The organism is Curtobacterium sp. MCPF17_021 (assembly GCF_003234605.2).
Classification (GTDB): domain Bacteria; phylum Actinomycetota; class Actinomycetes; order Actinomycetales; family Microbacteriaceae; genus Curtobacterium; species Curtobacterium flaccumfaciens.
This window is the reverse complement of record NZ_CP126252.1, coordinates 536,421-548,716: the sequence shown is the minus strand read 5'-3', so window position 1 is coordinate 548,716 and position 12,296 is coordinate 536,421. Positions and strand designations below refer to the sequence as shown.

Genomic DNA, 12,296 nt, shown 5'->3' with positions numbered 1-12,296 from the left:
GTCGTCGTCGCGTTGCGGTCACACCTCCACGTCACCCGGTCGTGACCGTCGCCCCGCCGTGCGCGATCCGGACCCGTGCCGTCCCCCAGGCGTTGCCGCGGACCACGAACCGGTTGTCGGCGTCGCCGAACCGGACGGCGACCGCGAGTGCTCGGTGTGCCGACTCGAAGTGGTTCCCCGAGATCGAGCCGTGGTTCGCCCCGGCGCGCACGTTCACCCCGATCCCGGCACCACTGACGCCGACGATGCGGTTCGCCCGGACCGCGACGGCTGCGTTCGAGTGCGCCAGGCACACGGCGTTCTCCACGCTCGCCTCGATCCGGTTGCCGGTGACGGTCATCCCCCGTGTCAGCTTCAGCAGGATGCCGGCCTCGCCGGAGGACCCACCGCCGCCCGTCACGACGTTGCCCGAGACCACCCCCGTCGCGCGTGGCCGAGCGGATCCGACGGTGGTCCCGGCGCCGCTCACGACGATCGCAGATCCCGGCGCGAGCCCGGGCGGCCGGGTCACGGTGTTGTCCGCGATGACCAGGCCGATCGGCGCCTCGCTCGTCTGCTCCCGATCAGCGGGGTCCTTCGACGGCACGGCGGCGATGCCGACCCGGCACCCCGTCACGACGTTGCCGCGGATCTCGATGTCCGCTCCGGCGTGCGTGTCGATGCCCTCCCACGCGGGGACACCCGCGATCCGGTTGCCCGTCACACGGACCCGAGCCGAACGCCGGGCCTCTGACAAGCCCCACCGTGCGTCACGGGTGAGCGTGATGCCGTAGGAGTTGACCCGGCCAGCGGGCTGCCGGACGTCGCGCACCGTGTTGCCGTCGATCGACCCGTCGACCACCCCGACGCCGACGATGCCCGCGTACCCGAGCCGTTCCGCCGTCGTCCCGGTGATCCGGAAGCGGTCGCAGTACTCCAGGTGCACGCCGTCGTGCGGGACGTCCCGGACGTGGCCACGTCGCACCGTGGTCCCGTGCAGGGGAGCCCCTCGGAGTCCCATCACCGCGATGCCGTGGCCGGTGCCGCCACTGTCGGCACCGATGCCCGTGATCACGGCGTCCACGATCTCGACGTCCGACGCCAGCACCAGGAGCGCGGTCGAGTCCGTCGTCATCCGGAGCGCCCCGTCCCCGGTGAACCGCAGCCGGAGCGGCGTTCGGACGACGAGGCTCCGCGAACGGGTCCAGGGCCGGTCGATCACGATCTCCCCGCCGGAGGGTACGGCGTCCAGTGCAGCCTGCAGCGCGTCGCGGTCAACGTCGTCCGCCGCCTCGGTGGGCACGGGGCGACGCCCGAGGACGACCGCCCCGGCCAGCGTGATCCCACTCACCGCCGCCGTGAGCACGACGCGACGCGGGACCCGCCTCGTCAGTCGTCCCTGGTCATCCATCCGCGCCCCCTCGACGAACCGCTCGGACGGCCCCGCAGGCGCGACTGTACGGCCCTCCTCGGCACGCTGTCCAGGTGGTGGTATTCCACAATACTCAGCGCATTCCGTATCTCGCGTTGCCGGATAGTCGATGGGTTTTCATGTCTGATATGTTGCGTGCAATCCGGGCCCTCCGGACGTGGATGGCACGGTCCATCCGCCCTCAGAGACGAGAGAGACACATCGATGACGAGACACCCCCGCAGGAGCGTGGCCTTCGCCGCCACCGGCCTGACCGCCCTGACGCTCGCCGCGACCGCCGGGCTCGCCCCGGCCACCGCGGCCGAGGTCGACGAGTCGGAGCTGACGCTGGTCGGCCCGCTCATCACCGAGACCTCGGCCTTCGCCGGCGATCCGTCCACCCCGACGTTCAGCGCCCCCTCGGCCTCGGCCGCCGGGGAAGAGGTCCCGGCGAACCGGGCGACCACCCTCGCGGCCGCCCGTGCCGCCGCCGTGCGGTGGTCGATCCCGGCCACCGGAGCCGTCACGACCGTCCGACCGCTCTCCGATCCCGATCTGTGCCTCACCGCGGCGACCGCGTCGATCACGAGTTACTCGCCCGTCACCCTCGAGACGTGTGTCGACGGTGACGCCCGGCAACGGTTCCGGACCGCGGCGAACACCGGCTCGAACAACCCGATTGGCACCGGCCTGCAGTCGACCTACAACCGCGGCTTCCTCGGCCTGTTCAACACCGACCGCGTCATGCGACTCCAGTCCCAGAACGTCGCCGACCGGCTGCCGAACACCGAGGACTTCACGCCGTCCTTCACCGCCCGCATCGACTCCACCGACGTCACGACGCGGAGCGCGCAGATCTCCGGCACGGGCACACCGGGCGCGACGGTCCTCATCGGTGGCCGGAACCCGCAGGTCGTCGGTCCGGACGGTCGCTGGACGGCCCGCGTCACGAACCTCCCCCTCGGGACGAGCACCATCGAGGTCGAACAGTACGAGGGTGCCCAGCGCACCGGGACGACCGACCTCGAGGTCACGCTGACCGCGGCGGCCCTCACGTTCGAAGCAGCCTTCGCCGCCGGTGACCTCACCGCTCCGGTGACGGCGAGCGGGACCGCGCAGGCCGAGGCCGAGGTCCGCCTGTACGACGTCGCGGGGGCCCAGCTCGGCGAGGCGGTGACGGTCGGTCCGGACGGCGCGTGGGAGACCACGATCCCCGCACCGGACGCGGGCGGAACACTCCGCGTCACGGCCGCGCAGTTCATCGACGGCGTCCGCGACACCGCGAACGAGATCACCCGCGACGTCGACTACGGCGCCGCGGTCAGCATCACCACCCCGACGGACGGCTCCGCGCACGGCGGCGGATCGATCGCCATGACCGGTACCGGTGAGCCGGGTTCGACCGTCGAGGTGGTCGAGGTGACCGCCGACGGTGAACGTCGGGTCGGTCGCAGCGCCGAGGGCGTCCTCCCCAGCGGCCGCTGGTTCGTCGACACCGACGACCTCGACCGCGCCGAGCACGTCCTGCGGGTCGTCCAGGGTTCGAAGGGTGCGAACACCACCACGGCAGAGGTCACGGTCAACCCCGGTGAGACCGGCCGCCTCACCCCCGTCCGGCTGTCCGGCCCGGAGACGGTCACCCCCGGGGTGTCGAACCGGCTCTCGGGGACCGGCGAACCCGGCGCCACGTACCGGGTCCTGAACGTCTCGGGCACGGAGATCGTCCCCGGGGTCCGCCAGGTCGACGACGATGGCAACTGGTCGTTCGACCGTGTCGTCACGAGCGGTGCCGCGAACCTGCGGTTCGTCATCGAGCAGACCAAGGGCGACCAGGGGCCGGAGCGGTCCGAGGTCTTCACCATCGCCGCCAACCAGGGCTTCGATCCCATCGCGGTGAGCACGCGCGCGGTCGACCCCGGTGCCGCGAACACCTTCGAGGGGACCGGCCCGGCCGGGGCCACCCTCGTGGTGCTGAACGCGTCCGGCACCCAGATCGTGCCCGAGACCGTCACGGTCGACGCCGAGGGCAACTGGAGCTTCGAGCGGGTCGTCTCCCGCGGCGCCACGAAGATCGACTTCAAGTTCGAGGTGTCGGTCTCGGGCTCCGAGTACACGACGCCGCTCTTCACCGTGCACGCGAACACCCGGTGAGCTCCGGCTGACCGACGCGACGATGCCCCGGACCGTCAGGTCCGGGGCATCGTCCGTGCAGGTGGGTCAGCGCGGCCCGCGGTACAGCACGATCTGCGTGTTCCGCTGTGGCCTCGACCCAGCCTTGAGCGAGATCGCCGCCCCACTCGCGGTGGCGGCGAAGACCCGTGCGCCGGGCCGGTTGATGAGCTGGTCGGCCAGCGCCGACTCGAGCTCCCGCACCCGGTCACGCAGTGCCTTGTTCTCGTTCTCCAGGTCGAGCACCCGCCGGATGCCCTCCAGCGACACCCCCTCGGAGCCGAGGCGCGCGATCTCGCGAAGCTGCACCACATCGCGCATCGAGTAGCGCCGCGAGCCACCCCGGGTGCGACCCGGCACGACCAGGCCGAGCCGGTCGTACTGCCGCAGCGTCTGCGGGTGCATCTCAGCGAGCTCCGCAGCGACCGCGATCGCGAAGACGGGCGAGTTCTCGTCCATGTCGGTCATGGCGCGTTCCTTTCCGTCGTTCGCGTGGTGTGGAAACCAGCCTGGAGGCGCGGGGCGGCTTCCTGACGGAGCCGCGCCGAGCCTCCAGGCCTGGTCTACTGCTGTGGCTGCACGCGCTAGTCGCGCGCCTTGGCGAGGAGGTCCTCGCGGGGGTTCTCGTCGGGCAGCGCAGCCGCGAGTGCCTCGACGGCCTCGCGCTGCTTCTCCGACAGGTGGGACGGCACCGCGACCTGGACGGTCGCGAGCAGGTCGCCCGTGCCGTTCTTCGTCGTGACGCCGCGGCCCTTGACGCGCAGGACGCGACCCGACGGCGTGCCGGGGGCGACCTTGAGCTTCACGGGCGAGCCGCCGAGCGTCGGGACCTCGATCGTCGCGCCGAGCGCCGCCTCGGTGAACGTCACGGGCACGTCCACGCGCAGGTTCAGTCCGTCGCGCTCGAAGACCGGGTGCTTGCGCACCGACACGGCGACCACCAGGTCACCCGCCTCACCGCCGTCGGGCGACGGTTCGCCGCGGCCGCGCAGCCGGATCTTCTGGCCGTCGGCCACGCCCGCGGGGATGCGGACGTTCACCGGCCGACCGTTGCCCTGCGACAGCTTGACGGTGTCGCCGGCGATCGCCGTGGTGAAGTCGAGCGTCGTCGACGCCGTGACGTCCCGGCCCTTCGTCGGCCCACCGAATCCGCGGTAGCCGCCGGAGGTCTGGCCGAAGCCTCCCCCACCGCCGAACATCCCGCCGAGGATGTCCTCGAAACCGCCGGCACCGCCGGGGCCGCCCTGGCCGAAGCGGACACGCTGTCCGCCACCGCCCTGCTGCCCGAACATCCCGCCGAAGACGTCCTCGAAACCGCCCTGGCCCCCGCCGCCCGCCGTGAAGCGGGCGCCGGAGCCCATGGCGCGGACCTGGTCGTACTCCTGGCGCTGCTCCTTGTCGGAGAGCACCGAGTACGCCTCGCTGATCTCCTTGAAGCGGTTCTCGGCGGCGGCGTCACCCGGGTTGGAGTCCGGGTGGAACTGCCGCGCGAGCTTCCGGTACGTCTTCTTGAGCTCCGCGTCGGAGGCGTCCTTGGACACGCCGAGGACCTTGTAGAAGTCCTTGTCGAACCAATCCTGACTGGCCATGGATCACCTGCCTTCTTCTGTCGTCGCCACGGGGTTCCGGCTCAGGCCGGGACCGCCACCGCGACCTTGGCCGCGCGGAGCACGCGCTCGCCGAGCTTGTAGCCCGGCTCGACGACGTCCGCGACGGTCTGTCCGGTGGCGCCCGGGGTGGGCAGCTGGACGATCGCCTCGTGGATGTTCGGGTCGAACGCCTCGCCCTTCTCGCCGATCTGCACCAGCTTGAACTTCTCGAAGCCCCCGCGGATCTTCTGGCCGATGACCTGCATGGGGCCCTCGGCGAGGTCACCGTGGGCCTCGGCCCGGGTGAGGTCGTCGAGCGCCGGCAGCAGGGCCCGCACCACTTCGGCGATGGCGACCTCGCGGTTGGCCTCGCGGTCACGCTCGACGCGCTTCCGGAAGTTCACCAGCTCGGCCTGCGCACGGAGCATGTCCGCGCGCATCTCGGCGACCAGGTCACGCTCGTCCGTGGTCAGCTTGTCCTCGGCCATGCCGCGGGCGGCGTCGGCGAGCAGTGCCTCGTCCTCCGGAGAGAGGTCGTTCGCCGCTTCCGCTGCCGGCCCCCCGGCGGCGGGGCCGTCCGTCGGTACTTCGACGTCGGGCCCCTCCGCCTCGATGAGGTCCTCGGGCTCGGCCGCGTTCGTGGCGTCGCCCTCGACCTGGGGTTCTTCCTCGTTGGGCACGTTGTCCTTGGGATCCGTCATCGTTACTTCTTGTCCTTGTCGTCCTCGTCGTCCACGACCTCGGCGTCGACGATGTCCTCGTCGTCGGCCGGCTGGTCACCCGCGGGCTGCTCGCCACCGGCGGCACCGGCGGTTGCGTCCTGCTGGCTGTAGATGGCCTGCCCGAGCTTGCCCTGCGACTCGTTGAGCTTGTCGAAGGCGGTCTTCACCGCGTCGTCGTCCTCGCCCGCGAGAGCGGACTTGAGCGCGTCGACGTCGGCCTGCACCTCGGACTTGACGTCCGCGGGGAGCTTCTCGTCGTTCTCCTTGATGAGCTTCTCGATCGAGTAGACGAGCTGCTCGGCCTGGTTGCGACGCTCGTTGGCCTCACGGCGGGCCTTGTCCTCGGCGGCGTGCTCCTCGGCCTCGCGGACCATGCGCTCGATGTCCTCCTTCGGCAGCGACGAGCCGCCGGAGATGACCATCGACTGCTCCTTGCCGGTGCCCTTGTCCTTCGCGGACACGTGCACGATGCCGTTGGCGTCGATGTCGAAGGTGACTTCGACCTGCGGGACGCCACGGGGAGCCGGCGCGATGCCGGTGAGCTCGAAGGTGCCGAGCGGCTTGTTGTCGCGGGTGAACTCGCGCTCGCCCTGGAAGACCTGGATCGCGACCGACGGCTGGTTGTCGTCAGCGGTCGTGAAGGTCTCGCTCCGCTTGGTCGGGATCGCGGTGTTGCGGTCGATGAGCTTCGTCATCAGGCCGCCCTTGGTCTCGATGCCGAGCGACAGCGGCGTGACGTCGATGAGCAGGACGTCCTTGCGCTCGCCCTTCAGCACGCCGGCCTGCAGCGCAGCACCGACGGCGACGACCTCGTCCGGGTTGACGCCCTGGTTCGGGGACTTGCCACCGGTGAGCGACTTGACGACCTCGGCCACGGCCGGCATGCGGGTCGAGCCACCGACGAGCACGACGTGCGCGATGTCGTTGACCGAGACACCGGCTTCCTTGATGACGTCGTTGAAGGGCTTCTTGGTGCGGTCGAGCAGGTCGGAGGTCATCTGCTCGAACTGTGCGCGCGAGATCGTCTCGTCGAGGTTCAGCGGACCCTCGGCGGTGAGCGTCAGGTACGGGAGCTGGATGTTCGCCGACATCTGCGACGACAGTTCCTTCTTCGCCTGCTCAGCCGCTTCCTTCAGACGCTGCTTGGCGATCTTGTCCGTGGACAGGTCGACGCCGTGCTCGTCCTTGAACTTCTTGATCAGGTAGTCGACGATGCGCTGGTCCCAGTCGTCGCCACCGAGGCGGTTGTCACCGGAGGTCGCGCGGACCTGGATCGTCGAGAAGTCGTCGTCCTTGCCCACCTCGAGCAGGGAGACGTCGAACGTGCCGCCACCGAGGTCGAAGACCAGGATGAGCTCGTCTTCCTTGCCCTTGTCGAGGCCGTAGGCCAGAGCGGCCGCAGTCGGCTCGTTGATGATGCGGAGGACGTTGAGGCCGGCGATCTCACCGGCGTCCTTCGTGGCCTGGCGCTCGGCGTCGTTGAAGTACGCCGGGACCGTGATGACGGCGTCGGTGACGTCTTCCCCGAGGTACTGCTCGGCGTCGCGCTTGAGCTTGCCGAGGGTGCGGGCCGAGATCTCCTGCGGCGTGTACTTCTTGCCGTCGATCTCGGTCGTCCAGTCGGTGCCCACGTGACGCTTGACCGACGCGATGGTGCGGTCGACGTTCGTCACGGCCTGGCGCTTGGCGGTCTCACCGACCAGGACCTCGCCGTCCTTCGTGAACGCCACGATCGACGGCGTGGTGCGCATGCCCTCGGCGTTGGCGATGACGGTGGGCTCGCCACCTTCGAGAACGCTGACGACCGAGTTGGTGGTTCCGAGGTCGATGCCTACTGCACGTCCCATGTGTTGCTCCTCTTGCTCTGGGGGGAAAGTCGTTGGACTTGCGTCCGATGGACTCAACTCTACTCCTGAGTCACCTGGAGTCAACTCCAGTCAGGGGAAACCTGCGCCGATCTCACTCAACTCTCAGGCCGGGGATCTCGATCGGCGCGCGCGTATGTTGGTATTTCACGTGATATTCTGTATGTACATGCGCCGTCGGAATCTGTCGACGGGCGTGCCCCTTCCCGCACGGCCGCTGTCTGCGGCCCGTCCTGAAAGATGCACATGTCTCACAAGAAGAGGGCTTCCTTCGCCCTCAAGTCCATGGGTGCGGCCGGACTGGCCGCAGCCACCATCGTCTCGGGGTTGTCGTTCGGCGCCCCTGCCGCTTCCGCGGCTGCCGCTCCCGAGAACGACATCCGGCCGCAAGCCGAAACGGCGAAGATCATCTTCAAGGACGGTGGGACCTACAAGTGGCCCATTGTCGGCGGCCAGGCGGTGAAGTACGGGTCGGCTTCGAGCCTCTCAGCCGCGCGAGCAGATCCGCGGTCGAGTTACGGAGTGGCCTGGCTGAGCGATGGGTCGTTCGCCCTGACGAACGATCCGATGTACGGAGGGTGCCTCGGCGTCAACGGCGGGATGCTCGTCGGGCTGAACGGCACCCCGTGCGCGAGTTTCTGGTTCGCGGACGGCAAGCTCACCGCCAACAATGCTTCCATCGGGCCGGTCGTGAAGGCGGACTACTGGGGCGGAGGGTCCTACTGGGGGCTCGGAGTCGGCAACGGCGAGCTCCAGTTCGTCGGCGACGCCGGTCCGATCACCCGGACCGTCGCCCTCGAGGCGAAGGTCGACAGCGTCAAGAACCTCGCCGCCAGCGCGGTCGTGTCAGGAACGGCCTCGCCAGGCGCAAAGGTGTCGATCGGCAGCCAGGAGGTCGAGGCTGACAAGACCTCTGGCGCGTGGTCGATGACCGTCCAGGGCCTGCAGGCGGGCAAGAACGATCTCGTCGTGGTCCAGACGCTGAACGGCTCCGAAGTCGACCGGAAGACCGTATCCGCGACGATCGTCGAGGGCGGCGGCCTCTTCGCCGTCGACCAGGGCCCGATCGAACTCGAGCGAGGCACGACCACAAAGGTCCCGTTCGTCGTCGAGAACCGCGTCTCACGCACGGACACCAAGGGCACCGTAGTGCTGACCGCTCCGGACGGCACGACCTTCTCGGAGCAGGACGGCGTCCAGGGCTCGTGGCGGCGCGTCGGCAACACCGCGTGGAACGCATCCACGTCCATTCCGCTCTCGAACGGTCGCCTGTCGAACGACAACACGACCCTCACGTTCGACGCGGACTGGGCCAGCGAGCGCCCCGCCGATCAGCAGTACCGCTTCATGATCGACGTCGCTGCTGACGCAGACACGCCCGAGACCCCGAGCGCGATGGAGTTCGACTTCAGCGGGACGAGCAGCACGAACGACTTCCGCGCGCAGGGCTCGACCTCCACCACGGTCGGCACCTCGATCGTGGACCTGACCGCCGAGGTCGAGTCGGTCGACAACGAGGGCCGATCGGCCGTCGTGACCGGGACCGCGACCCCCGGTGCCGACATCTCCATCGGTGACGAGTCGACCAAGGCCGACGCCACCGGCGCCTGGTCCATCACGGTCGGCGACCTCGAGGTCGGGGACAACGACCTCGTGGTGATCCAGAAGGTCAACGGCCGCGAGGTCGACCGCAAGACCGTCACCGCGACGGTCGAGGGTCGCACGGAGCTGGCCCCGATCACGCTGTCCGGGCCGGCCTCGGTCACCCCGGGTCGCTCGAACACGTTCACCGGGACCGCCGAGCCCGGCGCGACCTTCCGCGTGCTCAACGTCTCCGGCACCCAGATCGTCCCCGGCACCTTCCAGGTCGGCGCCGACGGCCGCTGGACGTTCGACCGCGTCGTCTCCAACGGTGCGACGAACTTCCGCTTCGTGATCGAGCAGACCAAGAACGGCCAGACCGTCAAGTCCGAGCTCTTCACGATCAACGCCGCCGCGCTCACCCCGGTGACCGTCACCACGCCGGAACGGGTCACCCCGGGTCGCTCGAACACGTTCACCGGTACCGCCGAGCCCGGCGCGACCTTCCGCGTGCTCAACGTCTCCGGCACCCAGATCGTGCCCGGCACCTTCCAGGTCGGAGCCGACGGCCGCTGGACGTTCAACCGCGTCGTCTCCAACGGTGCGGCGAACTTCCGGTTCGTGATCGAACAGACCAAGAACGGCCAGACCGAGAAGTCGTCCCTGTTCACGATCGAGGCCGCGGGCTTCGCTCCCGTGACCGTCGCCAACCGTTCCGTCACCCCCGGTGTCGTGAACACCTTCACCGGCACCGGTGAGCCCGGCGCGAGCTACCGCGTGCTGAACATCACCGGCACCCAGATCGTCCCCGGCACGTTCGAGGTCGACGCGCGGGGCAACTGGACCTTCGACCGCGCGGTCTCCCGTGGCGCGACCGAGTTCCGCTTCGCCCTCGAGCAGACCAAGAACGGCAAGACGGAGCTCAGCGAGCTCTTCACCCTGCCGGCCGACACCAAGTAGCGCACCGGCCCCTTCCGTCGACGTGACGGGAGGGGCCTCCCCTTCCCCACGGCGCCATCGCCGAACGATCTCCTCGGAGAGGAACCCGATGAACACCACGATCCGCCGCGGTCTCGCCGCCGCTTCCATCGCCCTCGTCGCCGCGCTCAGTGTCACGGCGTGCAGCTCCACCGACGCGAAGGACCCCGCCCCGACCGCCTCGAGCACCACGAAGGCGGCGCAGACCACCTACAACGAGTGCATCGACGGGGCCGTGCAGCTCTGGGACGAGGACGAGGACTCGGATGAGACGATCGCGACCGACGACTGCGCAGCGGCGAACCTCATCAGCTCGGACCGCACCTACGACCTCGGCACGATCGGCACCATCACGGTCGAGGCGAGCAACGCCACGATCTCGGTCTCCTCGACGAAGAAGGTCTTCTTCAGCGGATCGAACAACACCCTGACCTACGAGGGCGAGGCCCCCAAGGTCGACGACCAGGGCAAGGGGAACACCATCACGGCAGCCGGCTGAGGCCACCGCGGACGACCGCGCCAGAAGGGGACGGGAGCAGTTCTTCCCGTCCCCTTCTGCATGCGTATTGTTCTTTCAGATGTGATGTTTTAGACTGGTCATGCAACCCGACCGGAGGCTCCACTTGAACTACCTCGCCGTCATCCGCGCCCTCATCTCGGGCTGGTGGATCATCGCCGGTGCAACGCTCCTCGGAGCCGGCGCATCCCTCGTCGTCACGAACGTCACCCCGCCCACCTACGAGGCTTCGACCTCGTACTACGTCTCGGTCGCCGGCGACACCTCGGCGACTGCGGGCGAGATCGCACAGGGGTCGAACGCCGCACAGCAGAAGATCAAGTCGTACATGCAACTCGCGACCTCTCCCCGTGTCCTGCAGGGCGTGGTGGACGAGCTCGAGCTCGACACGACTCCGGCGGCGCTGGCGTCCAGGATCACGACCTCCGTCGACGCCGGCACCGTGATCATCAAGATCGCCGTGCAGGACGGATCTCCGAAGGTCGCCGCCACGATCGCAGAACAGGTCGGCAAGAGGCTCGCAGGCGTGGTCCAGCAGATCGAACCCCGCGGCGCCGACCAGGCACCATCGGTGCGACTCGAAGAGGTCACGCCAGCGAGCGAGCCCACCAGCCCGATCTCCCCGCGGAAAGCAGCGGACCTCACGCTCGGCCTGGTCGGTGGCCTCGCCGCCGGTGCCGCCCTCGCCCTGCTCCGGGCTGCGGTCGACACCCGCGTCCGCTCGGACGAGGACCTGGACGGCGACGTCCCCGTCGTCGGCGACATCGCGTTCGACGCCGACGCAGCCCGGCACCCGCTGATCATCCGCGACGAGGTGAACTCGGCGCGGTCCGAGGCCTTCCGCAGCCTCCGCACGAACATCCAGTTCCTCCGGACCAGCGGCGCACCGACCATCGCCGTGACCAGCGCCAGGCCGTCCGAGGGCAAGACCACCACCACCGCAAACCTGGGTATCGCGTTGAGCAAGAGCGGCATGCGCACGGTGATCATCGACGCCGACCTCCGTCGACCGAACGTGGCCTCCGTGATGAGCATCGAGGGCGCCGTCGGGCTCACCGACCTGCTCGTCGGCCGCGTCGAACTCGACGACGTCCTGCAGGACTGGGGCCTCGACGGCCTCTCGGTCCTGCCCGCCGGCACGATCCCCCCGAACCCCAGCGAGCTGATCGGGTCCGAGGCGATGGCACGGGTCCTCGCCGAGCTGGCCGCCAACTACGACGTCGTCCTGGTGGACACACCACCGGTCCTCGCGGTCACCGACTCGGCGCTCGTCAGCACGCTCGTGTCGACGACCCTGCTGGTCACCGCCGCCAACCAGACGAAGCGTTCCGACGTCCGACTCGCGATCGAGGCACTGGCGCGCGTCGGCCAGCAGGTCGCCGGCATCGTCCTGACCAAGACCAAGCACAAGGCCTCCCGGAGCGCGTACTACCGCTCTGAGTACAAGAGCGCTCGCCCTTCTGACCGATGACAAGGACACGACCC

At 69.3% G+C, this 12,296-nt stretch carries 9 protein-coding genes; 4 read left to right on the top strand and 5 right to left on the bottom strand.

Features of this window, described 5'->3' with window-relative positions; translation table 11 throughout:
* Positions 1 to 31 precede the first annotated feature (31 nt).
* The gene (locus DEJ29_RS02690; protein WP_111094866.1) at positions 32 to 1,390 is read right to left on the bottom strand and encodes a right-handed parallel beta-helix repeat-containing protein; all 1,359 of its coding nucleotides are present in this window, start codon (positions 1,388 to 1,390) and stop codon (positions 32 to 34) included.
* 225 nt (positions 1,391 to 1,615) lie between these two features.
* Here DEJ29_RS02690 and DEJ29_RS02685 point away from each other — a divergent pair, with 225 nt between their 5' ends.
* Positions 1,616 to 3,541, top strand: coding sequence for a hypothetical protein (locus DEJ29_RS02685; RefSeq protein ID WP_146248323.1), 1,926 nt, complete (start codon positions 1,616 to 1,618; stop codon positions 3,539 to 3,541).
* Between the two features lie 66 nt (positions 3,542 to 3,607).
* Here the strand turns inward: DEJ29_RS02685 and DEJ29_RS02680 are convergent, their stop codons facing one another.
* The 4 genes from DEJ29_RS02680 to dnaK all read right to left on the bottom strand — a co-directional run bounded on the left by DEJ29_RS02680 (position 3,608) and on the right by dnaK (position 7,717).
* Complete coding sequence (locus DEJ29_RS02680; RefSeq protein ID WP_027464889.1) at positions 3,608 to 4,018, bottom strand: heat shock protein transcriptional repressor HspR; 411 nt, start codon at positions 4,016 to 4,018, stop codon at positions 3,608 to 3,610.
* Positions 4,019 to 4,143: 125 nt separating this feature from the next.
* A complete protein-coding gene (locus DEJ29_RS02675; protein ID WP_111094868.1) occupies positions 4,144 to 5,148 on the bottom strand; it encodes a DnaJ C-terminal domain-containing protein in 1,005 nt (334 codons plus the stop codon).
* 41 nt (positions 5,149 to 5,189) lie between these two features.
* Positions 5,190 to 5,849, bottom strand: a complete 660-nt coding sequence (locus tag DEJ29_RS02670) for a nucleotide exchange factor GrpE (protein ID WP_111094869.1) — start codon at positions 5,847 to 5,849, stop codon at positions 5,190 to 5,192.
* A 2-nt stretch (positions 5,850 to 5,851) separates the two neighbouring features.
* Positions 5,852 to 7,717: a molecular chaperone DnaK gene (dnaK, locus tag DEJ29_RS02665; RefSeq protein ID WP_111094870.1), complete on the bottom strand. Its 1,866-nt coding sequence runs from the start codon at positions 7,715 to 7,717 to the stop codon at positions 5,852 to 5,854.
* Between the two features lie 264 nt (positions 7,718 to 7,981).
* On the opposite strand from dnaK, the gene DEJ29_RS02660 reads away from it, so the two are divergent.
* The 3 genes from DEJ29_RS02660 to DEJ29_RS02650 all read left to right on the top strand — a co-directional run bounded on the left by DEJ29_RS02660 (position 7,982) and on the right by DEJ29_RS02650 (position 12,282).
* On the top strand, positions 7,982 to 10,276 hold the full coding sequence (locus DEJ29_RS02660) for an RHS repeat domain-containing protein (RefSeq protein ID WP_146248324.1): 2,295 nt from the start codon (positions 7,982 to 7,984) through the stop codon (positions 10,274 to 10,276).
* A gap of 88 nt (positions 10,277 to 10,364) precedes the next feature.
* Positions 10,365 to 10,793 (top strand): DUF3060 domain-containing protein, encoded by a 429-nt coding sequence (locus tag DEJ29_RS02655; RefSeq protein WP_111094872.1) that lies wholly within the window; start codon positions 10,365 to 10,367, stop codon positions 10,791 to 10,793.
* Positions 10,794 to 10,917: 124 nt separating this feature from the next.
* Entirely contained in the window at positions 10,918 to 12,282 is a 1,365-nt protein-coding gene (locus tag DEJ29_RS02650) for a tyrosine-protein kinase domain-containing protein (protein WP_181438177.1), read from the top strand.
* Positions 12,283 to 12,296: the final 14 nt, after the last annotated feature.